Annotated in this window: 30 protein-coding genes; all 30 read left to right on the top strand. The window is 39.0% G+C overall.

The window, feature by feature from the left end:
• Window positions 1-8: 8 nt before the first annotated feature.
• The 30 genes from fliG (at window position 9) to J2S08_RS08115 (ending at window position 26,528) form a co-directional block, all read left to right on the top strand.
• A complete protein-coding gene (fliG, locus tag J2S08_RS08260; protein WP_307228463.1) occupies window positions 9-1,022 on the top strand; it encodes a flagellar motor switch protein FliG in 1,014 nt (337 codons plus the stop codon).
• A complete protein-coding gene (gene fliH / locus J2S08_RS08255) occupies window positions 1,015-1,785 on the top strand; it encodes a flagellar assembly protein FliH (RefSeq protein WP_307228461.1) in 771 nt (256 codons plus the stop codon). The genes fliG and fliH overlap by 8 nt, the downstream gene beginning before the upstream one ends.
• Complete coding sequence (gene fliI, locus J2S08_RS08250; RefSeq protein ID WP_307228459.1) at window positions 1,782-3,107, top strand: flagellar protein export ATPase FliI; 1,326 nt, start codon at window positions 1,782-1,784, stop codon at window positions 3,105-3,107. Before fliH ends, fliI begins: the two co-directional genes overlap by 4 nt.
• The gene (fliJ, locus tag J2S08_RS08245; RefSeq protein ID WP_307228458.1) at window positions 3,104-3,550 is read left to right on the top strand and encodes a flagellar export protein FliJ; all 447 of its coding nucleotides are present in this window, start codon (window positions 3,104-3,106) and stop codon (window positions 3,548-3,550) included. Before fliI ends, fliJ begins: the two co-directional genes overlap by 4 nt.
• A gap of 8 nt (window positions 3,551-3,558) precedes the next feature.
• Window positions 3,559-4,164 carry a MotE family protein gene (locus tag J2S08_RS08240; protein WP_307228456.1) on the top strand — a complete coding sequence of 202 codons (606 nt, stop codon included), beginning with the start codon at window positions 3,559-3,561 and terminating at the stop codon, window positions 4,162-4,164.
• 28 nt (window positions 4,165-4,192) lie between these two features.
• Window positions 4,193-5,533, top strand: coding sequence for a flagellar hook-length control protein FliK (locus J2S08_RS08235; protein WP_307228454.1), 1,341 nt, complete (start codon window positions 4,193-4,195; stop codon window positions 5,531-5,533).
• 8 nt (window positions 5,534-5,541) lie between these two features.
• Window positions 5,542-6,177: a flagellar hook assembly protein FlgD gene (flgD, locus tag J2S08_RS08230; protein WP_307228451.1), complete on the top strand. Its 636-nt coding sequence runs from the start codon at window positions 5,542-5,544 to the stop codon at window positions 6,175-6,177.
• A gap of 12 nt (window positions 6,178-6,189) precedes the next feature.
• Window positions 6,190-6,585, top strand: coding sequence for a TIGR02530 family flagellar biosynthesis protein (locus J2S08_RS08225; RefSeq protein ID WP_307228449.1), 396 nt, complete (start codon window positions 6,190-6,192; stop codon window positions 6,583-6,585).
• 146 nt (window positions 6,586-6,731) lie between these two features.
• A complete protein-coding gene (locus tag J2S08_RS08220; protein WP_307228447.1) occupies window positions 6,732-7,961 on the top strand; it encodes a flagellar hook protein FlgE in 1,230 nt (409 codons plus the stop codon).
• A 46-nt stretch (window positions 7,962-8,007) separates the two neighbouring features.
• Complete coding sequence (locus J2S08_RS08215; protein ID WP_307228445.1) at window positions 8,008-8,226, top strand: flagellar FlbD family protein; 219 nt, start codon at window positions 8,008-8,010, stop codon at window positions 8,224-8,226.
• On the top strand, window positions 8,216-8,644 hold the full coding sequence (gene fliL / locus J2S08_RS08210; protein ID WP_307228444.1) for a flagellar basal body-associated protein FliL: 429 nt from the start codon (window positions 8,216-8,218) through the stop codon (window positions 8,642-8,644). Before J2S08_RS08215 ends, fliL begins: the two co-directional genes overlap by 11 nt.
• A gap of 252 nt (window positions 8,645-8,896) precedes the next feature.
• Window positions 8,897-9,895, top strand: coding sequence for a flagellar motor switch protein FliM (gene fliM, locus J2S08_RS08205; RefSeq protein WP_307228441.1), 999 nt, complete (start codon window positions 8,897-8,899; stop codon window positions 9,893-9,895).
• Window positions 9,885-11,093, top strand: coding sequence for a flagellar motor switch phosphatase FliY (gene fliY / locus J2S08_RS08200; RefSeq protein ID WP_307228439.1), 1,209 nt, complete (start codon window positions 9,885-9,887; stop codon window positions 11,091-11,093). Before fliM ends, fliY begins: the two co-directional genes overlap by 11 nt.
• A 26-nt stretch (window positions 11,094-11,119) precedes the next feature.
• A complete protein-coding gene (locus tag J2S08_RS08195) occupies window positions 11,120-11,482 on the top strand; it encodes a response regulator (RefSeq protein WP_307228437.1) in 363 nt (120 codons plus the stop codon).
• 26 nt (window positions 11,483-11,508) lie between these two features.
• Complete coding sequence (locus J2S08_RS08190) at window positions 11,509-12,177, top strand: flagellar biosynthetic protein FliO (protein ID WP_307228435.1); 669 nt, start codon at window positions 11,509-11,511, stop codon at window positions 12,175-12,177.
• Window positions 12,170-12,838, top strand: a complete 669-nt coding sequence (fliP, locus tag J2S08_RS08185; RefSeq protein ID WP_307228433.1) for a flagellar type III secretion system pore protein FliP — start codon at window positions 12,170-12,172, stop codon at window positions 12,836-12,838. Before J2S08_RS08190 ends, fliP begins: the two co-directional genes overlap by 8 nt.
• A 90-nt stretch (window positions 12,839-12,928) precedes the next feature.
• On the top strand, window positions 12,929-13,198 hold the full coding sequence (gene fliQ, locus J2S08_RS08180; protein ID WP_307228431.1) for a flagellar biosynthesis protein FliQ: 270 nt from the start codon (window positions 12,929-12,931) through the stop codon (window positions 13,196-13,198).
• Window positions 13,199-13,202: 4 nt separating this feature from the next.
• Window positions 13,203-13,982 carry a flagellar biosynthetic protein FliR gene (gene fliR, locus J2S08_RS08175; protein ID WP_307228429.1) on the top strand — a complete coding sequence of 260 codons (780 nt, stop codon included), beginning with the start codon at window positions 13,203-13,205 and terminating at the stop codon, window positions 13,980-13,982.
• On the top strand, window positions 13,979-15,061 hold the full coding sequence (gene flhB, locus J2S08_RS08170) for a flagellar biosynthesis protein FlhB (RefSeq protein ID WP_307228427.1): 1,083 nt from the start codon (window positions 13,979-13,981) through the stop codon (window positions 15,059-15,061). Before fliR ends, flhB begins: the two co-directional genes overlap by 4 nt.
• Window positions 15,062-15,572: 511 nt before the next feature.
• Window positions 15,573-17,609, top strand: a complete 2,037-nt coding sequence (flhA, locus tag J2S08_RS08165; RefSeq protein WP_307228425.1) for a flagellar biosynthesis protein FlhA — start codon at window positions 15,573-15,575, stop codon at window positions 17,607-17,609.
• Window positions 17,606-18,751 carry a flagellar biosynthesis protein FlhF gene (gene flhF / locus J2S08_RS08160; protein WP_307228423.1) on the top strand — a complete coding sequence of 382 codons (1,146 nt, stop codon included), beginning with the start codon at window positions 17,606-17,608 and terminating at the stop codon, window positions 18,749-18,751. The genes flhA and flhF overlap by 4 nt, the downstream gene beginning before the upstream one ends.
• The gene (locus tag J2S08_RS08155) at window positions 18,751-19,632 is read left to right on the top strand and encodes a MinD/ParA family protein (RefSeq protein WP_307228421.1); all 882 of its coding nucleotides are present in this window, start codon (window positions 18,751-18,753) and stop codon (window positions 19,630-19,632) included. The genes flhF and J2S08_RS08155 overlap by 1 nt, the downstream gene beginning before the upstream one ends.
• Window positions 19,619-20,701, top strand: a complete 1,083-nt coding sequence (locus J2S08_RS08150; RefSeq protein WP_307228419.1) for a protein-glutamate methylesterase/protein-glutamine glutaminase — start codon at window positions 19,619-19,621, stop codon at window positions 20,699-20,701. The genes J2S08_RS08155 and J2S08_RS08150 overlap by 14 nt, the downstream gene beginning before the upstream one ends.
• Before the next feature lie 173 nt (window positions 20,702-20,874).
• Window positions 20,875-22,926, top strand: coding sequence for a chemotaxis protein CheA (locus J2S08_RS08145; RefSeq protein ID WP_307228417.1), 2,052 nt, complete (start codon window positions 20,875-20,877; stop codon window positions 22,924-22,926).
• 65 nt (window positions 22,927-22,991) lie between these two features.
• The gene (locus J2S08_RS08140; protein WP_307228415.1) at window positions 22,992-23,438 is read left to right on the top strand and encodes a chemotaxis protein CheW; all 447 of its coding nucleotides are present in this window, start codon (window positions 22,992-22,994) and stop codon (window positions 23,436-23,438) included.
• 13 nt (window positions 23,439-23,451) lie between these two features.
• On the top strand, window positions 23,452-24,093 hold the full coding sequence (locus tag J2S08_RS08135; RefSeq protein ID WP_307228413.1) for a chemotaxis protein CheC: 642 nt from the start codon (window positions 23,452-23,454) through the stop codon (window positions 24,091-24,093).
• Window positions 24,094-24,100: 7 nt separating this feature from the next.
• Entirely contained in the window at window positions 24,101-24,586 is a 486-nt protein-coding gene (locus J2S08_RS08130; RefSeq protein ID WP_307228575.1) for a chemotaxis protein CheD, read from the top strand.
• A 240-nt stretch (window positions 24,587-24,826) separates the two neighbouring features.
• Complete coding sequence (locus tag J2S08_RS08125; RefSeq protein WP_307228411.1) at window positions 24,827-25,591, top strand: FliA/WhiG family RNA polymerase sigma factor; 765 nt, start codon at window positions 24,827-24,829, stop codon at window positions 25,589-25,591.
• Window positions 25,592-25,610: 19 nt separating this feature from the next.
• On the top strand, window positions 25,611-25,922 hold the full coding sequence (locus J2S08_RS08120) for a hypothetical protein (RefSeq protein ID WP_307228409.1): 312 nt from the start codon (window positions 25,611-25,613) through the stop codon (window positions 25,920-25,922).
• Window positions 25,923-25,937: 15 nt separating this feature from the next.
• Window positions 25,938-26,528, top strand: a complete 591-nt coding sequence (locus tag J2S08_RS08115; protein WP_307228407.1) for a hypothetical protein — start codon at window positions 25,938-25,940, stop codon at window positions 26,526-26,528.
• Window positions 26,529-26,633: the final 105 nt, after the last annotated feature.

The following is a 26,633-nucleotide window of genomic DNA, read 5'->3' as shown; positions in this document are numbered from 1 at the left end:
GGGAACACATGGCAAGAAGAGAAAAAGCACTAACAGGAAGGCAAAAAGCTGCAATCCTCCTAATCTCACTTGGACCGGATGTTTCTGCGTCTGTTTATAAGCACTTGACAGAAGAAGAAATCGAACGATTAACCTTGGAAATAACAGGTGTAAAAAGTGTTGATACAGAAGCAAAAGAAGAGATCTTGGAGGAGTTTCATCAAATTGCACTTGCGCAAGATTATATTTCACAAGGTGGAATTGGCTATGCGAAAACAGTACTGGAAAAAGCACTTGGGAGTGAGCAGGCGACGGCTATTATTAACCGTCTGACCTCCGCCCTTCAAGTAAGGCCATTTGATTTTGCGAGGAGAGCGGATGCTGCTCAAATTCTAAACTTTATTCAAAATGAACATCCACAAACGATCGCTTTAATTTTGTCATATCTTGCACCTGAGCAAGCCGGACAAGTACTATCAGAGCTTCCACAAGAAGTGCAAGCAGATATTGCAAAAAGGATCGCTATTATGGATAGCACTTCACCAGAAATTATAAGTGAAGTGGAATCTATTTTAGAAAGAAAACTATCTGCGACTGTGACTCAAGATTATACACAAACCGGTGGAGTAGAAGCGGTCGTAGAAGTATTAAATGGTGTTGATCGTGCAACGGAAAAAACCATTTTAGATGCACTCGAAATTCAAGATCCAGAGTTGGCAGAAGAAATCAAGAAGCGTATGTTTGTCTTCGAAGACATTGTTACATTGGACAACCGCTCTATCCAGCGTGTTATTCGCGATTGTGAGAACGAAGACCTGCTCCTTGCTTTGAAAGTATCTAGTGATGAAGTCAAGGATGTGCTGTTCCGAAATATGTCCAGCCGGATGGTAGAAACATTCAAGGAAGAGATGGAATATATGGGTCCAGTTCGTTTGCGTGATGTCGAAGAAGCACAGTCAAGAATCGTAGCCATTATACGCAGATTGGAGGAAAGCGGCGAAATTATAATTGCTCGGGGCGGTGGTGACGATATCATTGTCTAGAATAATTAAATCATATCGTACGAAGGTGGATGACAACAAAGCAAAATATATTCACCTGAAAGAAATAGAAAAACCGTCAGTTTCTTCAGATCTGGATGAAAATGTACTAGCAATAGAAAAGGAAAAAAAGGCGATCTTGAAAAGATATGAACAAGAGGCCCAAACGCTCATTCAAAAAGCGATGAATGAGCGAGATCAAGTTCTTCATGCTATAGAAAGTGAAAAAGAGGCGTGGGAACAAGAGCGGCTGCAATGGATTGAAGCAGCTAAAAAAGAAGGATTAGAACTAGGAATAGCAGAGGGAAGACAGCAGGGATATGACGAATACGGGACTGTAATTGCAGAAGCAAGGGCAGTGGTGGAACAGTCAAAAATAGCTGCTATCGAGCATATCGAAAAATCAGAAGCAACGATATTAGAATTGGCGATTAAAACCGCTGAGAAAGTTTTAGACACAGCCTTGAAGGAAGAACCTGCTTATTTTATTCCATTAGTAAAAATGGCTTTAAAAGAAGCACGAGATTACAAGGAAATTCAAATTCAAATTCATCCTTCTCAATACGAGATGATCGCAGCGCAAAGTGAAGAACTAGAGGCGCTATTCCCTGCAGATGCAAAGTTCTATATTTATCCTAATGAAGATTTAGAGGTGCATCAGTGTTTCATTGAGTCAACTAATGGAAGAATCGATGCGAGCGTTGATAGTCAATTACAGGAAATTAAAGAAAAACTATTTGAAATCCTTGAAGGTGATGGGTCGTGAAAGCTGCTGAGCTACTGCCTTATGTGGAACAAATTGATACACTGAAGCGCTATGGCAAAGTAAAACGTGTTATAGGATTAATGATAGAATCACAGGGTCCAGAAAGCTCCATAGGAGATGTCTGCTGGATCTATGTCTCAAACAAAGCCAATCAAAGAAGGATTCAGGCGGAAGTCGTTGGTTTTAAAGAAGAAAGTGTTATTTTGATGCCATATACAGACATTCAAGAAATTGCCCCTGGAAGTGTCGTTGAAGCAACGAAGAAGCCGTTGGAAATAAAAGTAGGAACCGGATTGATCGGGAAAGTGATTGATTCTTTAGGGAATCCATTAGACCAGTCGTTGCTGCCGAAAGGATTAATGTCAGTTCCGACAGACCAAGCACCGCCAAACCCATTACAGCGGCCGCCGATTAATGAACCGATAGAAGTTGGAGTGCGAGCGATCGATAGTATGCTTACCGTTGGCAAAGGTCAAAGGATTGGCATCTTTGCCGGCAGCGGCGTCGGAAAAAGTACATTATTAGGAATGATTGCCCGTAATACGAAGGCGGATATTAATGTCATTGCGCTTATTGGTGAACGAGGGCGTGAAGTAAGAGAATTTATTGAGAGAGATCTTGGTCCGGAAGGATTAGCAAAATCCATTGTCATTGCAGCTACTTCTGATCAACCGGCATTAATGAGGATTAAAGGTGCGTTTACAGCAACAGCTGTTGCCGAACACTTTCGAGATCGAGGATATAATGTGATGTTCATGATGGACTCTGTGACGCGTATTGCCAGCGCACAAAGAGAAATTGGTTTAGCAGTTGGCGAACCGCCAGCAACACGCGGCTATACGCCTTCGGTTTTTGCCATTTTGCCAAAGCTGCTTGAAAGAACTGGAACAAATGAACGTGGTACGATAACAGCTTTCTATACAGTGCTTGTTGATGGAGACGACATGAACGAACCTGTAGCAGATACTGTACGAGGGATTTTGGATGGCCATTTTATTCTTGATCGTGAATTAGCGAATAAAGGACATTTTCCCGCACTAAACATTTTAAAAAGTGTCAGCAGGCTAATGAACCACCTTGCTGACGATGAGCACCGCCGAGCTGCAGAACGGGTTAGGGATTTATTGAGCACGTATATAAACTCGGAAGATTTAATCAACATCGGTGCTTATAAAAGAGGAACTTCGAAAGAGATTGATGAAGCAATTCAATTTTTCCCGAAAATCACCTCTTTTCTAAAACAAAATACAACAGAAGCGATTACCAAGGATGAAAGTGTCCGCTCACTTATTCGCTTGGTTGAAACGGGTGATTGGCAATGAGCCACCATTATCGATTTGAAAAAATTCTTGCTTTGAAAGAACGAGAAAAAGATGAAGCATTGCTTTTATATGAGAAAGCAGTGAAAAATTTTGAAGAAGCAGCGGAAAAACTGTATTCACTCTTAAAGAAAAAAGAAACACTAGAAGTTTTTCAAACAAACAAGTTAAATGGCGGATTTTCAATTCATGAGATCAGACATTATCAGCAATTCATCACGAATTTGGAAGAAACAATTAATCATTATCAAGAAATTGTAATCAGTGCCCGCAACAGTATGAATTGGTATAAGCAAAAGCTGCAAGAAAAAAATATTGAAGTTAAAAAATATGAAAAAATGAAAGTGAAAAATACCGAAAAATGGATACAAGTGTTAAGAAGCAGGGAAAACAAAGCACTTGATGAAATTTCGACACTTCAATTCTTTAACCGAAATGGGAGCTAGGTGAGGGAATGGATAATAAAGTAGAGAAACAAAAACAGAAGAAAAGCAAAAGTAAATTCCAGTTGTTTTTATTTGCGTTTGTCATTCCGCTCTTGTTTTGTGTAATGATTTTGCTCATTGTTGCAACCGTCAGTGGGGTAAACGTGTTTGAAAAAGCAAAAGAATACGGCAGTAAAATACCTTATATATCAAGCATGGTAGCTGGTAATGAGAGTAAAAAAACAGATTCAAAGCAAACGGAAGACACCATTATTAAACTAGAAGCAGCCGTTCAAGATAAAAATACGCAAATGAACCGACTGAAAAAACAATTAGAAAAGCAAGATCGAGATAAAGAAAAATTACTCATAGAAAAGAAGCAGCTCGAAGAGGAAATAGAAGAGTTGAGAAATGAGCAAGATCCGAATAAACGTGCTTATAAAGATATTATCAAAACATATGAAGCGATGACAGCGAAAAAGGCAGCACCAATTATTATCAGTATGGAGGAAGCGGAAGCCGTAAAAATTTTAAGCCAACTGAATACAGAAACCTTGGCTAAAATTATGGAAAAAATGCCTCCTGACAAGGCAGCGAAATTTACAGAGCTTTTATCAGCAGATACTAGTAATTAACCATTTAAAACGAAAGGAGGTGAAAACAATGAATATACCAATGTTATTTGGAACTGAAAGTCTGAACACAAATTTTCCGCAAGCTACAAATGCTAAACAGCCAATGCTCGGAGGTACCTTTCAAGCATTGTTGGCGAGCGCAGCACAAGGAAATCAAGTAGAGATGATCGAGCCGATCGCACCAGAACAAGAGAATCTAGTGGATGAACTTCTAGGGGCATTGCACTTTATAAACACGTTTTTATTCCAAGAGATTCTTCCTGCTGAACAAGAAGTGGATATACCGTTGTTAAGCGAGATGCTTGACATTCCTGAAGATGAGCTTCAGAAGATGATGGAAGCGGCATTGTTGATGATGATCAGTCGTTTTGAACAGGACGCTCCAATTTCTGTTCCATTACGAGAAGCAAATGAACTTATTCAGTCAGGAAAGCTGTTGGATGGTTTCGAGAAGATATTAAATATACTATCGCAGATGGATGAATCATCCATAAAAGGGGAAGCGATGAAAAGCTTTGCGGTGCTGGCGAAAATGAGTAAAGCAGTTCAGCAAACGCAAGCATCGCAAGATTTATCTCTATCAAATATTCAACGCTTATCTACGATAACCGATCAGCTTGCTACAGTTGCATCAAAGCTTGAAGCGATGATAGAAAATGTGCGGGCTCAAGAACAGCAATCGGTTTTACAACGGACATTTTCCCAGCTTGTAGATGAAGAAAGCAGAAATGCTGATCAGCAATTGTTGCAAAGGCTGGCAGCAACTGGAGAAAGCCCAATTCGTATACCCGCTGCAGAAATGGTGAAAGAAGCAGCAGGCGAAACGCTTGGAGACAAAATGAGTAATCAAGTAAGTACGCAAATGAATAACCAGCCGTTAACAAAAATAGAACAATTCACTATTTTTGCTAGTAAAGATAATAAGCCTGTGGACCAGGAGCAGCTGATCAAGCAGTTTACAAATATTCTATCTAAATCGCAGCTGATGAAGACACCAAATATGAATAGGTTGATGATTAAGCTTTATCCAGAGCATCTTGGCACTTTAAGGGTGGAGCTTGTTCAGCAGAACGGATTGTTGACTGCACGAATGCTTACATCTACGCAAGCGGCAAAAGAAATGCTGGATTCACAACTACACAGTCTAAGACACGCATTCTCACAGCAAAATATTCAAGTTGATAAAATTGATATTAGCTATCAACAGCAGGATGCAGAACGTTTTGAGCGTCATCAGCAAGGACAGCACGGCCAGCAAGCGTCAGAACAGCACAAAGAAGAGCAGGCGAAACGCTTCAATGATGAAGAAGAGCAGCGGCCAGTCTTTTCTGATGCTTTACAGGAAAGCTTACTAGAAATGAAAGTGTAGGTGATAATATGTTTACGACAATTGATCCCGATTTAATTTTCTCACCGGTACAACGGGTGCCTAAGGGAGATAATTTAGGAAAAGATGATTTTATGAAGATATTAATGGCGCAGCTAGCAAATCAAGATCCATTAAACCCGATGGAAGATAGAGATTTCATTGCCCAATTAGCTCAATTTTCGACATTAGAGCAAATGATGAACATGGCTCGCTCCTTTGAGAAGCTTGCACAGACACAAGAGCAATCGACGCTGATGGCGTATAATCAGTTTATCGGCAAGCAAGTAGCTTGGCATAAAATCGTCGAGGAAGAAGGAAAAGCCCCCGTTATTTTAGATGGAACGGGAGTCGTGCAAATGGTTCAATTTAAAGGAGATTCAGTGGAACTGGTATTGAAGGATGGTACGATTCTTCAACCTGGAAATATTTCAGACGTAAAAAGTGGAACGATTGATTCTCCTCTTATTCAAGCAAGTTATCTGATTAACAAAGAGGTTACATGGATAGAAGATGATGAAAGCAAGGATCCACAAGAAAAAAATGGCATTGTCACTTCTGTTGCGATCAAAGATGGTACCACTTGGCTTTATTTTTCAGATAATGAGAAAGTAAGCGCAGATAAAATCATAAAAGTTGGATCATAGGGATGTGGTTGAATGGTAAAATCTTTTTTACACCAAATTCCTGTGCAGACATTAGCACCTAAGCAGCTGTTTCAACAACCTGCTATAAGAGAGCGATCAGTAAATGAACGATTCTCAGCGCATTTGCAGCAAGAAATTAACAAAGATACACACCAGCTTACTATTAGCAAACATGCCGGAGAAAGAATGGAACAACGTGGCATTTTTATTAATGACAAAACGTGGAATCAAGTCAGTAAAAAAATTTACGAAGCGAAAACAAAAGGTGTCAATGAATCTTTGGTTATCTTGAAAGATGCTGCACTCATCGTTAGTGCTAAAAATCAGACAGTCATTACGGCAATGAATCGCCATGAAGCTAGTTCACAAATCTTCACAAATATAAATGGCACAATCTTGTTAGACTAATCATTTGTTCGTTTTAAAGGCTGAATATAGAAAAATGGCGAGCCGATGATAATAGCTGGACCTTTTAAAGGAAGCTAGAGCTGTTGATGGATAGAGACAGCTCAACATTAGGTAGATGTAAATAAAAACGGAAAGGGGTACAGAACATGTTAAGATCCATGTACTCAGGAATTAGTGGAATGAGAAACTTCCAAACAAAACTCGATGTAGTTGGTAACAATATCGCCAACGTGAACACCTATGGTTTTAAAAAAGGACGGGTTACCTTTCAAGATATGATGAGTCAAACATTATCCGGTGCTAGTGGCGCTCAAGGCAATCGAGGTGGCATCAATCCGAAACAAGTAGGTCTTGGCGCAACCATTGCCACTATCGATATTATCGATACACAATCCGGTTTGCAAACAACTGGAAGATCGCTTGACCTCGCACTTGAAGGTGATGGTTATTTTCTCGTTAAAATAGGCGATGAGCATTATTATACGCGTGACGGAAAATTTGGCTTGGACCCTGCAACGGGAGCAATCGTGAATGGAGCCGGCTTGAAAGTACAAGCTTACAAAGTAGATGAAAAAGGTGAGAGATCAAGAGATTATGGCGATATTATGCTTAATCCAAATGCGACTTTACCAGCTAAAAAGACGGAAAATGTAACATTAACCGGGAATTTATCTAAGGATGCAACAGAAGGTTCGGAAATTGTTGAACAAATAAAAGTTGTAGATGAAAAAGGCGTAGAACATAAGATAGAGGTGACGTTTACAAAAAAAGGTAATGGGTGGACGATGACTACACCTGCTCTACCTGCTGATCCACCTGCTCAACCAGTTGAGCTTGGTTCAGTGGAATTCGATAATAATGGAAAATTAACTACAACTAATCCGCAAGTATGGAAAATCCCACTACCTCCAGCAGAGGGAGAGACAACTCCTAGGGTAGTAGATATAAAACCCGACGTATCTGCTCTTACTGGTAAAGAAGGCGCATCTACTCCTCTAGTGAAGCCAGATGGCAATAAGGAAGGTAAGCTGACAAGCTTTAGTGTCGGTGCTTCTGGAGAAATTAGCGGTGTTTACTCGAATGGGGAAGTAGTAACAGTCGGGATTCTCGCGATTGCAAAGTTTAGTAACCCTTCAGGTTTGATGAGAACGGGAGGCAATTTACTACAAGAGAGTGTCAATTCAGGGACACCTAACATTGGAATTGCAGGTGACGGCCGTGGTACGATTGCAGCTAGTTCTCTAGAAATGTCCAACGTCGACCTTTCGGAAGAATTTACAGAAATGATTGTTGCACAGCGGGGCTTCCAAGCGAATACAAGGATTATTACAACATCTGATGAAATTTTGCAAGAACTGGTTAACCTTAAACGATAAGTAAGGGAGGGACAGGGCTGAGGGCGCTTCCTCAGTCCTGACTGCTTTGATAACAGTAACAAGATTAAACGGCAAATCCTTTATGCTTAACGCACTATACATAGAAACGATAGAGACATTCCCTGACACAACCATTACATTAACAAATGGCCGTAAATTTGTCGTCGCTGAATCAGACAACTTGGTAAGGGAACGTATTCTCCAATTTTATCAAACAGTGAATCTTCTTGGAGAGAAGCCGGAGGGAATTGGTCATGAAGAATAATGTGTTTACCATTATCATGGTTCTAGTCGTAGCTATTCTGCTAGTTGGAGGTATAGCGCTAGCTGTAGTCTATACAATGAATAACAATAATATCCCGAAGAAAAATCCATCTATTGATGAAGTTCTCGAAGCATCGGTAGATATTGAGGAAATTACTACAAATCTAGCAAGTAATGATTTTATTCGTATCTCATTTAAAATCCAAACCGATAATAAAAAAGCAAAAAAAGAATTGGAAAAGCGTGATTTCCAAGTGAAAAATGCAATCATTGAAGAATTATCAGAAATGAAATCAGAGGAATTAGACGGTCGTTCAGGCAAACACAAGCTTGAAGATACGATTAAAACAAGAATCAATGAATTGATGGAGAATGGAGAAATCGTGAAGGTGTATATTACTTCTCATATTGTTCAGTAGAGGCATAGTTTAGACTAATAGCCTTTCAAACGTACTGATTGAACACGTAACAATAAGTAAATAGCTCTCCTCAATAAAATGTGCTAGGTCTCGATATAGGTTCAGATGGCCAAACAGGAATAAAAGGTGGTACAATGGAACTAGATTGAGAGCTTTCACTCGTCGCCAAAAATCGACAGCACCTTCATCCATCATTGAGGAGCAAATACGCTTTCTGCGTTTTCTTTAAATCATTTGAAATGGGTGTCGCCTATGTCTCAAGAGGTATTATCACAAAGCGAAATTGATGCACTATTATCAGCCATTTCAACTGGTGAAATGAGTGCTGATGAATTGAAAAAAGAAGAACAAGAGAAAAAAGTGAAAGTATATGATTTTAAAAGAGCACTGCGGTTTTCAAAAGACCAGATTCGCAGCTTGACAAGGGTACATGAGAATTTTGCCAGATTAATGACGACTTTTTTCTCGGCTCAGTTGCGGACTTATGTGCAAATTAGTGTGGCATCAGCTGACCAAATTCCATATGAGGAATTTATTCGATCGATTCCAAATATGACGATTCTAAATGTCTTTGAGGTGCCTCCTTTAGATGGCAGAATCCTAATGGAAGTGAATCCGAATATCGGCTACGCCATGCTTGACCGCGTTCTTGGCGGAAAAGGAGAAAGTGTCAATAAAATTGATAACCTTACTGAAATTGAAACAAAGATTATGCGCAATTTATTTGAACGAACGTTCGAATATTTACAAGAAGCATGGTCAACTATTACAGAAATCAATCCAGTATTAACAGATTTAGAAGTGAATCCACAATTTTTGCAAATGGTATCACCAAATGAAACTGTCGTTGTGATTTCTCTCAACACAACAATCGGCGATACTTCTGGAATGATTAATATTTGTATTCCGCATGTTGTACTAGAGCCAATTATTCCAAAGCTTTCTGTACATTATTGGATGCAGACAAACAATAAAGAACGATTGCCTGAAGAAGCAGCGATATTGGAAAAAAGAATTAAAAAAGCCTATGTTCCAATTGTAGCAGAGCTTGGAAATGCACAAATAACTGTTGAGGATTTCCTTTCGATTGGCATTGGCGATGTGTTAGAGCTGCAACAGCACATTGAAGCGCCATTGCTTGTAAAAGTTGGGCAAATTCCGAAATTTATGGCTCAGCCAGGTCAATCTTCTAAGAAACTAGCGGTACAAATATTAGAAATCTTAAAGGAGGGAGAGAACGATGATGAGTGATGACATGCTCTCTCAGGATGAAATAAACGCATTGTTAAACGGCAACACAGATGAGCCAGCGCCTGAACAAAATAAAGAAGTTGCGATTGATGATCATTTATCACCAATAGAGCAAGATGCGCTGGGGGAAATTGGAAACATCTCTTTTGGCAGCTCTGCAACTGCATTATCTACACTGTTGAATCAAAAGGTGGAAATCACAACACCTGCTGTTTCCCTTGTAGATCGGAATAATTTAGAGGATGAATTTCCTCACCCATATGTAGCGATCCAGGTAAGTTATACAGAAGGATTTTCCGGCATCAATTTATTGGTTATTAAACAATCAGATGCAGCGATAATTGCAGATTTAATGCTTGGAGGCAATGGAGAAAATCCAACAGATGAATTAGGCGATATTCACTTAAGCGCCGTCCAAGAAGCGATGAATCAAATGATGGGCTCAGCTGCAACTTCAATGTCTACCATTTTTAGTAAACGTGTAGATATTTCCCCGCCCTCCATCGACTTGCTTGATCTCGCTCAAGGAGAGGGTGCAGAGAAGATCCCTCCTGAAGATTTATTAGTTCGTGTTTCTTTTCGGCTAACTGTAAGTCACTTAATTGATTCTAATATCATGCAGCTTTTGCCACTTGATTTTGCAAAAGACCTTGTCACTGATCTAATGCAGCAAGAGGGAAGTGACGTTAATGCTGGGAAAGCGGAAACTACCGCTACAGTTGCACCACCAGCTCAAGAAAAAACAGCAATTGGAAATCAACAGCCATTTGCTCAAGGAGGACAAGCAATGCCTAGTGGCAGCCAAGAGCAATATCAGGAATTTGCTCAACCGGAAAGTTTTCATTATACACAGCCAGCTTATCAGCCGGCGCAGCCGACAAATGTACAGCCAGCTGTCTTCTCTAATTTTGAAAGTCAAGGAATGCAGCAATCTGAAGTAAAGAACTTAAATATGCTCTTAGATATTCCTTTGCAAGTAACTGTTGAGCTTGGAAGGACGACAAGACCTGTAGAGGAAATACTGGATCTTAGTTCTGGCTCCATTATCGAATTGGATAAATTAGCTGGAGAACCAGTAGATATTTTAGTTAACAGCCGATTAATAGCGAAAGGCGAAGTCGTTGTAATTGATGAAAATTTCGGTGTACGCGTCACTGATATTATGAGTCAAACAGATCGACTGAAAAAACTTAAATAGAGCGATTGACGACGGAGGTAAAAGAAATGGCAAAAAAGATTTTAATAGTAGATGATGCAGCATTCATGAGAATGATGATTAAAGATATTTTAACGAAAAATGGTTTTGATGTTGTTGGAGAAGCTGCTGATGGCGCACAAGCAATTGAGAAGTATAAGGAACATAAGCCAGATCTTGTTACGATGGATATCACGATGCCAGAAGTAGATGGAATTACGGCATTAAAAGAAATTAAAAACTTTGATCCAGATGCCAAGATTATTATGTGTTCCGCAATGGGGCAGCAAGCGATGGTCATCGATGCAATTCAAGCGGGAGCAAAGGACTTCATCGTGAAGCCTTTCCAAGCAGACCGTGTCGTAGAAGCAATCCAAAAAACATTAGAATAAACCTATATTAAGAAGGTGCCTGAATTTTGCGGAAAGCTTTATTTATTATGTTATCATGTCTACTTTCGCTCAGTATGTTGTATGGGCAATCAGCTATTGCCCATACATATGCGATCGATAAAAGTGTAAAAGATTGCCTTGAATCTACAGAAGGCTGCGATGAGCCTGCCGAAACGAATGAGAGCATTCAACCATCTAAAGAAGGGGCAGCATCGCCCCCTGGGGTCGGGCTGCTAGATGTTGTCAAAATGATTGCTGCGCTCCTTTTTGTCGTTGGACTTTTGTATTTTCTCTTGAAATTTGTAAACAAAAAAAGCCAAGCATATCAAAAAAGTCAATTTATTCATCATTTCGGTGGAACGTCTCTTGGCGGCAACCGTTCTATTCAACTGGTTAGAGTTGGAAATAGAATTTTAATTGTAGGCGTCGGTGAAAATGTGCAGCTTTTGCGTGAAATCGACGATGAAGAGGAGTATAAAGCTTTTCTTGAACATTACAATGAACAATCGGAGCAAATGCTTCAGTCAAGGGATGTTTTGACAAAATGGCTAACGAAAAGAAAGTCTCCGCAAAAGACTGATTCATCAACAGCATCGTTTGAACATCAATTGCAGGAGCAATTAACAACAATCAAAAAGAATCGTCAGAAAGCCATGAAAGAAATGGAACAAAAGGAGCAGAAATTGGATGAATGAGTTTATGGAATTTTTTAATAGCAGCTCTCCTGAAAATGTATCAATTGCTGTCAAGCTGTTTCTGCTGCTAACCGTTCTATCACTCGCACCTAGTATTCTTGTTCTCATGACATCCTTTACGAGAATTATCATCGTGTTATCCTTTGCTAGAACATCACTTGCTACACAACAAATGCCGCCGAACCAAGTATTAATTGGTTTAAGCTTATTTCTAACATTTTTCATTATGGCGCCAACGTTTAGCCAAGTAAATGAACAGGCATTGTCACCACTTTTTAATGAAGAAATTAATCTAGAAGAAGCGTATGTACGAGCTTCAGGTCCATTTAAAGAATTCATGAGCAATCATACAAGGCAAAAAGATTTGGAATTATTTCTTGAGTATTCAAAAGCACCGAAGCCGACATCGATTCAAGATATTCCGTTAACAACACTAGTACCTGCTTTTGCTCTTAGTGAAATCAAAACAGCCTTTCAAATTGGCTTTATGATTTTCATTCCATTTTTAGTCATAGATATGATTGTTGCAAGTGTTTTAATGTCAATGGGAATGATGATGCTGCCGCCAGTGATGATTTCATTGCCTTTTAAAATATTATTATTCGTCCTTGTGGATGGCTGGTACTTAGTTGTGAAATCATTATTGCAAAGCTTTGGATAACGAAAAAACGCCTAGATATAAAACATACATAGTTTTTAATGTCTTGCAGATAGCTTATTCGGTGGAATAGAACAAGAAGGTGAAGGTTAAATGAATGCTGAAATGGTCATTTCTTTGGCAGAAAGAGGAGTTTTTACAACACTTATTGTAGCAGGACCGTTATTGTTGCTAGCGCTTGTTGTCGGACTGACTGTAAGTATCTTTCAAGCAACAACTCAAATACAAGAACAAACATTGGCGTTTATTCCAAAAATTATTGCTGTTTTAGTCGGTCTCGTCTTTTTTGGCTCATGGATGCTGACCAAAGTCATTTCCTTTGCCAATGAAATCTTAACAAATTTAACACGTTTTGTAGGTTGATAGGATGGAAGAATTAGTCCCGATGCTTTCTGTTTTTTTACTTGTATTTGTTAGAGTATCAGCATTTTTCGTCACAATGCCATTTTTTTCCTATCGAACGATTCCTACAATGTATCGTATCGGGCTTGCCTTTTTTCTATCATGGCTCATGTATTATACGATAGATGTCCCTGCTTTTTCAATAAATGGGGAATATTTTCTGCTTGTGATGAAAGAAGCACTTGTTGGTCTTTTAATTGGATTAATGGCTTACATTATTTTTTCTGCTATTCAAATAGCAGGTGGATTTATCGACTTTCAAATGGGATTCGCAATCGCTAACGTTATTGATCCGCAAACTGGTGCCCAAAGTCCACTAGTTGGTCAATACTTGTATACATTTGCTCTTTTGCTGCTATTGGCAGTAAACGGTCATCACATGATATTGGATGGCATCTTTTATAGTTATCAATTTATTCCAATTGATCAAGTTGCGATTCCATTCGGGCATGAAGGTTTAGTAGAATATGTTATTCTTGCCTTTAATCGCATGTTTGTGATTGCATTTCAAATGGCAATCCCTGTAATAGCAACGTTATTTTTGGTAGACGTAACACTCGGCATTCTAGCTCGTACAGTTCCACAATTAAACGTGTTTGTTGTTGGATTTCCGATAAAGATTGCTGTCAGTTTTATCATGTTAATGATTGTAATGGGCGTTATTTTACTCGTCGTCCAGCAATTATTTGAGACGATGTTTATCGTCATGAGAGATATTATGAAATTGATAGGTGAAACACGATGAAATGGCTCTCTCTGGATTTACAATTTTTCGCTGGCGAAAAAACGGAAAAAGCAACACCTAAGAAACGACAAGATTCCAGAAAAAAAGGACAAACAGCAAAAAGCCAGGACGTTAACACAGCAATTGGGTTACTTCTTATCTTTTTGTTTCTTACTTTTGCAGGCTCTTATATGGGATCAGGTGTTTTTAATATCTTTCGCCACTCTTTCCAAGAATATATGCTGCTTGAGCCGACGGAAACAAATATCCAAATGGTGTTGGTTGACATTTTAACAGAAACTGCATTGATACTGGCACCGGTTATGGCGATTGCCCTTGTAGCTGGTTTAGTCGCTAATTATTTGCAAGTTGGGTTTCTATTTACGACAGAGCCGATGAAGCCTAAATTAGAAAAATTAGATCCTATCAAAGGATTAAAACGGATATTTTCACTTAGAGCGATAGTGGAGCTGCTGAAATCGGTATTGAAAATTTCATTCGTTGGATCGATCACCTTTCTCGTTTTATGGCTCAGTATTGATGAGGTTTTGTACTTATCCTTTAAAACAGTCCCAAATGCTTTACAAACAGTTGGACATCTTGTAACAAAAGTGGGTATCGCTGCATCAATCGCATTATTATTTCTGTCTATCTTTGACTTTCTATACCAACGTTATGATTTTGAAAAAAATATTCGTATGTCCAAGCAAGATATTAAGGATGAGTATAAAAATAGCGAAGGAGATCCATTAATCAAATCAAAAATAAAACAAAGGCAGAGAGAAATGGCGATGCGGAGGATGATGCAAGAGGTTCCGCAGGCAGATGTTGTTATTACAAACCCGACCCATTACGCTATTGCTTTGAAGTATGATGAAGAAAAAGCAGATGCTCCGATTGTTATTGCGAAAGGCGTCGACTTTCTCGCTCAAAAGATCAAACTGATTGCAAATGAGCATGAAATTGTCATGGTGGAGAACCGTCCCTTAGCAAGGGCTATCTATGATCAAACAGAGATTGGCGAAGCGATACCCGAAGAGTTTTTCAAAGCGGTCGCTGAAATATTAGCATATGTTTATCGAATCAAAAACAAAATTTAATGTTTATCTCGCATGAACTCGTAAGAGCTTGGAAAGTTTGGTGAGGTGTTTTTCTCACCTCTAACGCTAAATGTAGGCTGATAGGATAAGAATAGCCTCTAAAATCAGCATCGCAGATCAATGTGGCTTCATTCTATACTGAGATGAAAGAAGTTCACCAGCAATATACTAAAAATCTCATCTTAATAAAAAGAAAGAAAAACGGTGAATTCACTTTCTCCTCTGCCTACGTCAGTTATGACCTTTCCACAAAGCAAATGAAGTGGAAGATAACCTGTAAATCAACTATTCATTGGGATGATAAAAGCCCAATTTGATCAAGTTTCACCTTATAGTGCGTGTTCAAAAAAGAGGACAAAAAGAGTTTAAAAGTTCAAGGAAGAACAGACTTTCAAGAACCGGAACGCACGGCTTTCAAGCGTGTGCAAGGAGATGTAAGCAGATGCTGCATTTTAAAAGCTCTTTTTTCCCGGACTTGTTGAACAACCCTTAAAGTTAGGAGCGAAAAACAATGTCAGCAAGAGATGTTTCAGTTTTATTTAGTGTCATTTTAATTGTTGCGATGCTGGTTATTCCGTTGCCGCCAGTACTATTAAGTGTACTCATTATCATTAATATTTCTCTTGCACTCATCGTTTTGTTAACGACGATGAATATGAAAGAACCGTTGCAATTTTCTATTTTTCCATCGTTGCTGCTATTGTTGACATTGTTTAGACTTGGATTAAATGTTTCTACAACCCGGTCTATTTTGTCAAAAGGAGATGCTGGAAATGTAGTTGAAACATTCGGAACGTTTGTAGTTGGTGGAAATGTATTAGTGGGAATGGTCGTTTTCTTAATCCTAATCGTCATTCAGTTTGTCGTTATTACAAAAGGGGCTGAACGTGTATCAGAAGTTGCAGCTCGCTTTACCCTCGATGCAATGCCAGGAAAGCAAATGAGTATTGACGCTGACTTAAATGCGGGGATGATTTCTGAGCACGAAGCAAGAGAAAGACGTGAAAAAGTAAGCAAAGAGTCTGATTTTTATGGTTCCATGGATGGGGCTAGTAAGTTTGTTAAAGGGGATGCAATTGCAGGAATTGTTATCGTTGTTATCAACTTAGTTTTCGGGATTATTATCGGTATGCTTCAGCTTGATTTAAGTTTTGGCGATGCAGTAACCAAGTTCTCCCTATTAACAGTAGGTGATGGGATCGTCAGTCAAATTCCAGCACTGTTAATTTCAACAGCTACAGGCATAGTTGTTACTCGGGCTGCTTCAGATAATAATCTGGGCCAGGATATTACAAGCCAATTGTTTGCTTATCCAAAGCTGCTATTTATTACGGCATTTACCATTTTCGCATTAGGTATTTTCACGCCGATTAATAATTTATTAACTGTGCCTATTTCTGCGATTCTTGTATTTGGCGGCTTTATGCTCTCCCGTCAGCCGAAGCAGGATGAGGAAGAACTATTAGAGCTTGAAGAAGAAGCACAAACAGACGAGATGAAAAGTCCAGAAAGCGTTGTGAATCTATTAAATGTTGATCCAATTGAATTCGAATTCGGATATGGTTTAATCCCATTAGCGGATACAAATCAAGGAGGAGATTTGTTAGATCGCATTGTCATGATTAGGAGACAGCTCGCTTTAGAACTAGGCATCGTTATCCCGGTTGTGAGAATTCGTGATAACATTCAACTCGAACCAAATGAATACCGCTTAAAAATAAAAGGCAATGAGATGGCGAAAGGCGAACTTTTATTAGATCACTACTTGGCGATGAGTCCTGGGATGGAAGATGATGGATTAGAAGGAATCGATACAGTTGAACCTTCCTTTGGATTGCCTGCAAAATGGATTACAGAAAGTACAAAAGAACAGGCAGAAATACTCGGATATACGGTTGTCGATCCACCTTCTGTTGTTTCAACGCATATAACAGAAGTGATTAAGGCAAATGCCTATGAACTATTAGGAAGACAAGAAACAAAACAATTGATCGATCATGTCAAAGAGACTTACCCGATATTGATCGAGGAAGTCACGCCAAATCCACTTTCTATTGGAGAGATTCAGAAAGTCCTTGCGAAACTATTAAAAGAAAATGTCTCGATACGCAATTTACCGATTATTTTCGAAACACTTGCTGATTATGGAAAAATGTCCACAGACACTGATTTATTAACAGAGTATGTGCGTCAAGCATTGGCAAGACAAATTACTAATCAATATGCAGAAAACGAAGAAACGTTAAAAGTCATCACCTTATCTGGAAGAGTTGAAAAACTAATTGCAGATGGGGTTCAGCAAACCGATCATGGCAACTATTTATCAATTGATCCTACTGAATCACAAAAAATCCTGGAGGCAATGGCTGCTCAAATTGAACAACGTTCGCTTTCGGGAGAATCATCAATTATGTTATGTTCCCCTGCGGTACGCATGTATGTACGCCAAATGACAGAGCGTTACTTTCCACAAGTACCGATTCTGTCCTATAACGAACTAGAGGCAAACATTGAAGTGCAAAGTGTAGGGGTGGTGAATATCGAATGAAAGTAAAAAAATATGTCGCTCCAACCATGCCTGAAGTTATGAAAAGGGTGAGAGCTGAGCTTGGTGATGACGCCATCATTCTTCATTCGAAAAAAATTACTACTTCTGGATTTTTGGGGCTTTTTAAAAAGAAAAATATCGAAGTAATTGCAGCAGTAGATTTAGAGGTAAAACAAATAAAGAAAAATAATCCTGTAAAGACAGCTGTTAAAAATAGTACTCCTAAATTACAGCGGAATGTACCAACCAGAACTGCAGCGGCGGATGATCAGAAACTCTATCAAGAGGTAGCATCATTAAAATCGATGCTTCAAACGATGTCCGCCCCTGGGCATTTAGCGACTGCTCATTATCCAGTACTTCTTCAAAATTGGCTCTTACATTTAGAGGAGCAAGAATTAGCACAAAAACATCAGCAGGCTATTTCAGAAAAATTGCTGGAAAAATGGCGTAATAAAAATGAAGAAGTGTCCTCTCGCGAATTAAAAGAATGGACGAGAGAGATCGTTGAGAAACAACTTTCCTCTTTCCAACATGGAGGAGCAATAAAGAAACGATTTGTCAACATATTAGGACCTACAGGTGTTGGGAAAACAACAACGCTAGCGAAAATGGCTGCTCATGAGGTGCTGGAAAAAAACAAAAAGGTTGCCTTTATCACGACGGACACTTATCGAATTGCCGCTATTGAACAATTAAAAGTCTACGCAAATTTGTTAAATGTTCCGCTTGAAGTCGTTTATAAAAGAGAGGACTTCCAAAAAGCTGTCGACAAATTTCATGATTATGACCTGATATTTATTGATACAGCAGGCAGGAATTATCGAGATCCTCAATATATGGACGAATTAAAGAAAATCATCGACTTTGAACAGGAAATGGAGAATTATCTTGCGCTTTCTCTCTCCATGAAAGAAAAAGATTTACGAGCAATCATTCATAATTTTTCCTCCATTTCGATTGACAAATTTGTTTTTACAAAAATTGATGAAACAATTGCATATGGTTCAATGCTGAATCTTATTTTTGATTATAAAATCGGAGTTGCGTATGTTACGAATGGTCAAGACGTTCCTGATGATATGATTGAAGCGAGTCCAAAGGTACTTGCTGAATACTTATTGAAGGTAGAAGAGCAATAATGGATCAAGCGGAAAAACTGCGGATGAAATTAAGAAATAAAGAGAAACAAGCAGCAAAAACAATTGCAGTTGTTAGTGGGAAGGGAGGAGTAGGAAAATCCAATATTACGATCAGTACAGCATTGGCAATGGCGAAAAAAGGAAAAAAAGTCTTGGTTTTTGATTTGGATCTTGGTATGGGCAATACGAATCTTTTGTTAGGGATGCAAACTCGTTACACGATTACAGATTACCTACAGCATTCATTACATATACAGGAACTAATTTATCAAGGGCCAGGCGGCATTTGGTTCATTGCAGGTGGAAACGGATTTGCAGAAGTATTGGATTTTACTAACCAATTAACAGACAAATTGCTTGATAGCTTGGAGGCTCTTCAATATGATTTTGATGTTATTTTCTTTGATATGGGTGCAGGTGCAACAGGATCAAGTATTCAGTTTCTACTTTCAGTAGATGACATTTTTGTCGTTACAACACCAGAACCAACCTCCATGACCGATGCCTATTCAATGATGAAGTTTATTCATCTGCAAGAAAAAACATGTTCTTTCTATCTTATCTGCAATCGTTCAGATAGTGAAAAAGAAGGACAGCAAACACTGATAAGACTACAAAAAGTCATGAACCAGTTTTTACATAAGGATGTAACCATTTTAGGAACTATTCCAGAAGATATACATGTTAGAAAAGCGGTAACGAGACAAGAACCATTCTATTTGGCATTTCCTAGATCACCAGCAGCATGGAACATTGAGAAAATGTTAGAAAGCTATCTAACTGGCATTCCGTTGACAGCATCGGTTTCAACTAAGCCTAAATTTGTAGATAAGCTTCGTCGACTATTTTCGAAGGGCGGTCATAATGATGAAGAAACTTAGAGTCCTAGTCGTAGATGATTCTGCATTTATGCGCAAATTAATAACAGATATTATAGAAGGGCATCCACGTATGGAAGTATGCGGCATAGCAAGGAATGGCCTTGATGCGATAGAAAAAGTGAAAAGCCTATCGCCAGATGTGATGACGATGGATATTGAAATGCCAGTAATGAATGGACTAGAGGCGCTGCAAAGAATTATGCAGGAAATGCCAGTTCCGATCGTTATTCTTTCAAGTACAACGAAAGAGGGAACAGAAAATACGATGCTTGCAATGCAATATGGTGCGATTGACTTTGTTGCCAAGCCATCAGGTTCCATATCACTTGACTTGCACAAGGTGAAAGATGACATTATCGGAAAAGTTTTATCCGCTAGTAAAGTTAATCTTGCTAAAATGACAAAACAAGAACGAAAAATCGTGGAAAGAAAGCCTTCCAACTTAATCGTTCAAGAAAACAGAACTGAAAAAGCTGTAAAGAGCCGGTGGTCAAAAAATAGTAAAAAACTCATTTGTATCGGCACGTCTACCGGCGGGCCAAGAGCACTGCAGGAAGTGTTGACTGCTTTACCGGCAAATATAGAAGCACCTATTTTTGTTGTTCAACATATGCCGCCGGGATTTACCCAGTCCTTGGCGAATCGTTTGGATTCATTATGTGACATCCGTGTCAAAGAGGCGAGCGATGGAGAAATTGTCCAAAGAGGTACTGCTTATATTGCGCCGGGAGGATATCATCTAAAAGTAAGAAAAATTGGCTCTAGTTTGGCTGTCAATATCGACACGTCCCCTGCTGTTAACGGCCATCGCCCTTCTGTTGATACGATGTTTCAATCTGTCAGCGAGCTGGCGGATTATGATAAAGTAGCCGTTATTATGACTGGGATGGGGGCAGATGGTGCTAACAGCTTACAAGAATTAAAAAGCAAAGGAAACGCTAGAGTCATTGCAGAATCAAAAAACAGTTGCATCGTTTTTGGCATGCCAAAAGCAGCCATTGCAACAAATCTTGTTGATGATGTAGAGGATTTAGATCAAATTGCACCAGCTATCATGAAATATATGTAATGGAGGATGTTCAAAAGTCTATGAAAATCTATCCGCATTTTGTCATTGCACGATGAAAAACCTGTTTATGCACCAATGTTCACTCCGTCCGTTTTTCATATCGTGCCTAAAATTTTTGCGCACTGATTCAATGACTATTTGAGCAGCTTACTTAACAGAGAGGCGGGAACCAGATGGAAATGAGTCAATATTTAGAAGTATTCATTGACGAAAGTAAAGAACACTTACAAAGCTGTAATGAACACTTGTTAGAATTAGAGAAAAATCCAGAAGATTTATCCATAGTCAACGAAATATTTCGATCTGCCCATACATTAAAGGGAATGGCCGCAACGATGGGATTTGAGGATTTAGCTAATTTAACGCATATGATGGAAAACGTGCTTGATGCAATTCGAAATGAAAAGCTGCATGTTACAGCAGATATTTTAGATGTTGTGTTTCTAGCTGTTGACGATTTAGAAGAGATGTTAGAGTCAATTGCCACTGGCGGAGACGGAAAAAAAGATGTTACAAGTATTGTCGAACAACTGCAACGGATTGAAAATGGTGATATTCCCTCTCCAACTGCTCAACAGGAGACTGCAGCTACTGCACAAGCAGAAAAAACATACGCAGATTATGACCAATTTGAACAAACGGTTATACAACAGTCAAATGAACAAGGTTTTTCTTGCTACGAAATTACAATCGTTCTTCGCAGCGATTGTTTGCTTAAAACTGCGCGTGTATACATGGTGTTTGAAGTACTTGAGAAATGTGGAGAAGTCATAAAATCAGTTCCGTCCGTTGAGCAGCTTGAAGAAGAGCAATTTGATCAACACTTTACTGTTACAATAGTTACGAAAGAGCCGAAAGAAGACATTGAAAAGAAAGTGATGAAAGTGTCAGAAATTGAATCAGTTTCGATAGCAGTTATCACAGCTGAACAATTTCGCCAACAGCCGCAATTAGAGCAAGAAAAGACAGCAGATGCTAAACCAACAGAAAAAGGCCCGATCGTACAAAGCAAGAAAACGGAAGAGAAGCGTGCAAATCAAGCAAAAGCATCAAAAAGTGTCGGAACGAAACAAATCAACAACAAAACAATTCGTGTAAATATTGAACGCCTTGACATTCTCATGAATTTATTTGAGGAATTAGTCATAGATCGCGGTCGATTGGAACAAATTTCTCGTGACTTGAATCATGCTGAACTTGATGAAACGGTCGAACGAATGTCTAGAATATCTGGTGATCTACAAAATATTATTTTAACGATGAGAATGATTCCAGTTGAAACTGTTTTTAACCGTTTTCCACGTATGGTGAGGCAGCTTGCACGCGATTTAAATAAAAAAATGACATTGGAAATCATTGGTGCTGAAACAGAATTAGATCGAACGGTGATTGATGAAATTGGCGATCCGCTCGTCCATTTATTAAGAAATGCACTAGACCATGGCATTGAAACACCAGAGGTTCGAGAAGCAAATGGAAAGCCTCCTGAAGGCACGATAAAGCTGAAAGCATATCATAGCGGCAACCACGTATTTATCGAGATTGAAGACGATGGAGCCGGAATTAACCGCAAAAAAGTTTTACAAAAAGCGATTGAAAAAAATGTCGTCACACCGGAAATGGCTGCAAACCTTACTGATAAGCAGGTTAACGAGCTTATTCTTGCTTCTGGCTTTTCCACAGCTAGCACCATTTCAGATGTGTCTGGACGCGGTGTTGGATTAGATGTTGTTAAAACAACGATTGAATCATTGGGCGGCTCGATTACGATCGACTCTGTTGAAGGAGAAGGCTCTACTTTCTTCATTCAACTTCCTTTAACATTATCTATTATTTCCGTTATGCTTGTAGAATTACAAAAGGAAAAATATGCAATTCCACTTTCTTCTATTATTGAAACAGCAATTATTAATAAATCCGATATTTTAAATGCACATAATCAAGAAGTGATCGATTTCCGCGGGAAAGTAGTTCCATTAGTCTTTCTGAAAGATGTATTTGAAGTACCGCAAATCGAAGAAGAGGACGAATTCCTTTCTGTTATCATTGTCCGCAAAGGAGAAAAATTAGCTGGAATTGTTGTCGATTCCTTTATTGGACAACAAGAAATTGTGCTAAAGTCTTTAGGAGATTATTTGTCTACTGTATTTGCAATATCTGGAGCAACCATCTTAGGAGACGGACAAGTAGCATTAATAGTCGATTGTAATGAATTAATTAAATAAATGTATAAGCATAAGAAATAATTAATTAAAAGAATGTTTTGAACTGATAGAGAGGAGTGTTTTAAATGTCAGAAACGGCTATTTCTACAGACCAAAAAATTATTGTTTTTCAATTGAAAAATAAAGAATATGCGATTTCTGTAGAGCAAGTAAGTGCAATAGAAAAATTGCAGCATATTACCCGGGTTCCACGGGTAGCTCCTTTTGTAAAAGGGGTTATCAATTTAAGGGGAGTTGTCACTCCGATTATTGATCTGCGAAAACGTTTCGACCTAGATGAAATGGAGTACTCTGAACAGACAAGAACCATCATTGTGTCAATGGATAATATGGAAGTTGGCTTGATTGTCGATAGTGCAAACGATGTGTTGGATATATCAAGCAATTCCATTGAGCCGCAGCCTGAAGTGGTTGGTACGAAGGAAGCAGAATTTATTAGCGGTGTCGTAAAGCATGGCAATCGCTTACTAAACCTTATCAATCTAGAAAAAGTCTTGCACCCATTAAACTAAAGGAATGTGAACAATGACTTATAAAAAGAACATCACTTCCATGCATCTGGATATTTTAAAGGAAATTGGCAATATCGGCGCTGGTAATGCTGCGACAGCGCTTTCTACTTTACTTGGAAAAAAGATTGACATGAAAGTGCCAAGTGTTCGAATTGTTTCGTTTGATGAAATGATGGAGCTTGCAGGAGGTCCAGAAAAGGTGGCAGTGAGCGTCTTTCTTCGGATTGAAGGAGAAGCGCCGGGAAGTATGTTTTTTATTCTACCTCTAGAACAAGGGACGCGTTTTATCCAACAAATGACTGGCGACCTGACATTTTCTTTTGAAGTGCCTCCCTATTCTGAGCTTGGACTATCTGCTATGCAGGAGCTTGGAAATATTCTTTCTGGGTCCTATTTATCCGCATTATCGGATTTTACAAAGATTCCGTTATATCCATCAGTGCCTGCGTTATGCATCGACATGGTAGGAGCAGTCATTAGCTATGGATTAATTGAAGTATCGCAAGTAAGCGATTTTGCAATTGTCATTGATACAACCTTGAACGAACAAAATTCAGATGAATCGAAAACAATTAAAGGCCATTTTTTCTTACTTCCTGATCCAGCATCCTTTGAAACAATATTTAATGCATTAGGAGTGGGATTGAGTGGTTGACACGAAAATGGTAGTAAAAGTGGGCATCGCTGATTTAAATATCGTCCGTATTCCTGACACAATTAGGACTTCTGGACTAGGCTCTTGTGTAGGGGCAGTTCTTTATGATGAAACAGCAAAAATTGCTGGCATGGTGCACGTCATGCTTCCTGATTCTCAGTTGGCAAAAGGAGATATAGCAATCAATAAAGCAAAGTTTGCGGATACGGGCGTTCAGGAGTTAATGCGAATATTAGTAGAGGCGGGAGCCAGCAAATATCGAATAAAGGCAAAAATTGCTGGTGGAGCACAAATGTTTCAATTTTCGTCAAAAAGTGAACTGATGCGTATTGGACCTCGGAATGTTGAAGCAGTAAAAAAAGAACTAAAATTGCTTCATATTCGTTTAGTTGCAGAAGATACTGGAGGCAATAGTGGACGAACAATAGAATTTGATCCAGAGACATCCATTCTTCAGGTCCGAACTGTCAATAAAGGAACTTCGGAAATATGAGCAGTCAGGCAGCATATGACTGCTTTTCTTTGCCAAATGAAAGGTAGAATAGTAGTCTACTATAAAAAGTTGATGAAAAAAGACCGTCAAGCGCATGTAGCGAGTCATCAAAACATGATGAAGTTCAAGGAATGCTAGCAGCCGGTTATGTAAACATAATGGAGGTTCTCACATCATAAGTGAGAAATGAAACGGCAGCGCAAGGCGGGACAAGAGATGAACTAACGTAGGAGGATTGCGATGGCCAATCAAACATTAACCGAAGAACAAAAACAATGGCAATCGTGGACTGATTCACGCGATACAGAGGCGGGGAATGCTCTTGTAAAGAGATATATGCCGCTCGTTCATTATCATGTCCAAAGAATTGCAGTCGGCCTCCCTCGCAATGTTTCAATTGAAGACTTGAAAAGCCTAGGCATGATAGGGTTGTTTGATGCTTTAAACAAATTCGACACCTCTCGTGACTTGAAATTCGATACATATGCTTCCTTTCGGATACGGGGAGCCATTATTGATGGCTTAAGAAAAGAAGATTGGCTACCGCGGGGAACAAGAGAAAAAGCAAAGAAAATTGAAGCAGTCATTGAAAAGCTTGAACAAGAAAAACAGCGTCACGTAGCAGCTGAGGAAGTGGCCAAGGAACTAGCAATTCCAGAAGAAGAAGTGTATCGAACACTTCATGAACATTTTACCGCTTCCATTCTCTCCATAGACGAACATTTTCAAGATAATGAAGACGGGGAAACGCGAAAGGTTGTTTTGCGTGATGATCACACTCCTTGTCCTGAAGAGCATCTTCTAAAAGATGAAACAATTGAAGAATTAACTAAATTAATTGCCGAACTATCTAAACAGGAGCAAATTGTCCTTAGTCTTTTTTATTTTGAGGAATTAACTTTGACAGAAATTGGGGAGATCCTTCATTTATCAACATCAAGAATTTCTCAAATTCATTCAAAAGCATTGTTTCGTTTAAGAAAAGCATTACAACCGAATGCATAGGTTACCGAGGTGATGATGAATGAGCCTGAAATCTATTGAAATGCAAGTAGCGCTGCCGCGGACTCATGAGGCTGGCAAACTATCAGAACAGCTTCAGCAGCGGGGGCATATGGTGAATGAACAGGCAGCTGAGCAGCTAAAAAAAGAGCTGGAACTGAAAAGGAAAGGCATTACAAAGCAAGAACAAAAAGATCCTGCAAAACTTCATGAAGAACCCTTTGATAAAGAACAAACACATGACGAGAGCGACCGCAAGAAGAAAAATAAACAAAAACAGGCATCCCGCCAATCTCATCCTTACAAAGGAAAATCGATTGACTTTAACGGGTAGACAGTAGGTAATAAAATGATCACAACATTATTGTTTTTTTCTCTCATATTAAATATAATCGCATTATTATCCATTGTTCTTTTATATTCACGGCAAAATCGTCTATTAAACATGGAAAAGCAGTATGATCAAATAGTCAAAGAAATGGAAGATGTTATTTCAACTTATATACTTGAGATGAAAGAAGAAAATGAGCAATTTATTCAAAAGATGGAACAATTGCAGCAAAGAAAACTACGTAAAGAAACTAGAGAAAAACTTCCTGATCAAGGAATTTCCCAAACTGTTGCCGCAGGAATTCCGAAGCATGAAAATATGATCCAGGAAGTGGCTGCTCTGGTCCCTAAACAGCATGCTGCAAAAGCCTATGAGCTGGCAATGGAAAAGCGTCCGCCTCAGAGCGATCCCGAACAAATCGTAAAACAGGCCCTTCAACCGCGGAATAAAGGCAGCGAGGAAAACAAAAAAACTGAAAATGATGTTTTTATCGAAAAGGTTCATACATTAAAAAAGGAAGGGCTATCGAACGATGAAATTGCAGCTAAGTTAAATAAAGGAAAAACGGAAATCGCTCTCTTGCTCAAATTTCAGCAAAAACAGTCATAATCGCTTGCGTGTCGCATTTCAATATGTTATATTATTTTCTGGTGTTATTACACACGTTTCTGGATTTGAGTAGATGGTGCTGTTTCTTATAGGACAGTATTTACT

Source organism: Bacillus chungangensis, from assembly GCF_030812995.1.
In the GTDB taxonomy this organism is placed as follows: Bacteria; Bacillota; Bacilli; order Bacillales; family Bacillaceae_C; genus Bacillus_CF; species Bacillus_CF chungangensis.
Note: the sequence above shows the minus strand (reverse complement) of the source record. Positions and strands in the feature narration are given on the sequence as shown.

Excerpts from the sequence above, each read along its gene's own strand:
- fliG (WP_307228463.1), top strand. The coding sequence starts at position 9 with ATGGCAAGAAGAGAAAAAGCACTAACAGGAAGGCAAAAAGCTGCAATC.
- fliJ (WP_307228458.1), top strand. The coding sequence starts at position 3,104 with ATGAGCCACCATTATCGATTTGAAAAAATTCTTGCTTTGAAAGAACGA.
- J2S08_RS08240 (WP_307228456.1), top strand. The coding sequence starts at position 3,559 with ATGGATAATAAAGTAGAGAAACAAAAACAGAAGAAAAGCAAAAGTAAA.
- J2S08_RS08235 (WP_307228454.1), top strand. The coding sequence starts at position 4,193 with ATGAATATACCAATGTTATTTGGAACTGAAAGTCTGAACACAAATTTT.
- flgD (WP_307228451.1), top strand. The coding sequence starts at position 5,542 with ATGTTTACGACAATTGATCCCGATTTAATTTTCTCACCGGTACAACGG.
- J2S08_RS08225 (WP_307228449.1), top strand. The coding sequence starts at position 6,190 with ATGGTAAAATCTTTTTTACACCAAATTCCTGTGCAGACATTAGCACCT.
- J2S08_RS08220 (WP_307228447.1), top strand. The coding sequence starts at position 6,732 with ATGTTAAGATCCATGTACTCAGGAATTAGTGGAATGAGAAACTTCCAA.
- fliL (WP_307228444.1), top strand. The coding sequence starts at position 8,216 with ATGAAGAATAATGTGTTTACCATTATCATGGTTCTAGTCGTAGCTATT.
- fliM (WP_307228441.1), top strand. The coding sequence starts at position 8,897 with ATGTCTCAAGAGGTATTATCACAAAGCGAAATTGATGCACTATTATCA.
- fliY (WP_307228439.1), top strand. The coding sequence starts at position 9,885 with ATGATGAGTGATGACATGCTCTCTCAGGATGAAATAAACGCATTGTTA.
- J2S08_RS08195 (WP_307228437.1), top strand. The coding sequence starts at position 11,120 with ATGGCAAAAAAGATTTTAATAGTAGATGATGCAGCATTCATGAGAATG.
- fliP (WP_307228433.1), top strand. The coding sequence starts at position 12,170 with ATGAATGAGTTTATGGAATTTTTTAATAGCAGCTCTCCTGAAAATGTA.
- fliQ (WP_307228431.1), top strand. The coding sequence starts at position 12,929 with ATGAATGCTGAAATGGTCATTTCTTTGGCAGAAAGAGGAGTTTTTACA.
- fliR (WP_307228429.1), top strand. The coding sequence starts at position 13,203 with ATGGAAGAATTAGTCCCGATGCTTTCTGTTTTTTTACTTGTATTTGTT.
- flhB (WP_307228427.1), top strand. The coding sequence starts at position 13,979 with ATGAAATGGCTCTCTCTGGATTTACAATTTTTCGCTGGCGAAAAAACG.
- flhA (WP_307228425.1), top strand. The coding sequence starts at position 15,573 with ATGTCAGCAAGAGATGTTTCAGTTTTATTTAGTGTCATTTTAATTGTT.
- flhF (WP_307228423.1), top strand. The coding sequence starts at position 17,606 with ATGAAAGTAAAAAAATATGTCGCTCCAACCATGCCTGAAGTTATGAAA.
- J2S08_RS08155 (WP_307228421.1), top strand. The coding sequence starts at position 18,751 with ATGGATCAAGCGGAAAAACTGCGGATGAAATTAAGAAATAAAGAGAAA.
- J2S08_RS08150 (WP_307228419.1), top strand. The coding sequence starts at position 19,619 with ATGAAGAAACTTAGAGTCCTAGTCGTAGATGATTCTGCATTTATGCGC.
- J2S08_RS08145 (WP_307228417.1), top strand. The coding sequence starts at position 20,875 with ATGGAAATGAGTCAATATTTAGAAGTATTCATTGACGAAAGTAAAGAA.
- J2S08_RS08140 (WP_307228415.1), top strand. The coding sequence starts at position 22,992 with ATGTCAGAAACGGCTATTTCTACAGACCAAAAAATTATTGTTTTTCAA.
- J2S08_RS08135 (WP_307228413.1), top strand. The coding sequence starts at position 23,452 with ATGACTTATAAAAAGAACATCACTTCCATGCATCTGGATATTTTAAAG.
- J2S08_RS08130 (WP_307228575.1), top strand. The coding sequence starts at position 24,101 with ATGGTAGTAAAAGTGGGCATCGCTGATTTAAATATCGTCCGTATTCCT.
- J2S08_RS08125 (WP_307228411.1), top strand. The coding sequence starts at position 24,827 with ATGGCCAATCAAACATTAACCGAAGAACAAAAACAATGGCAATCGTGG.
- J2S08_RS08120 (WP_307228409.1), top strand. The coding sequence starts at position 25,611 with ATGAGCCTGAAATCTATTGAAATGCAAGTAGCGCTGCCGCGGACTCAT.
- J2S08_RS08115 (WP_307228407.1), top strand. The coding sequence starts at position 25,938 with ATGATCACAACATTATTGTTTTTTTCTCTCATATTAAATATAATCGCA.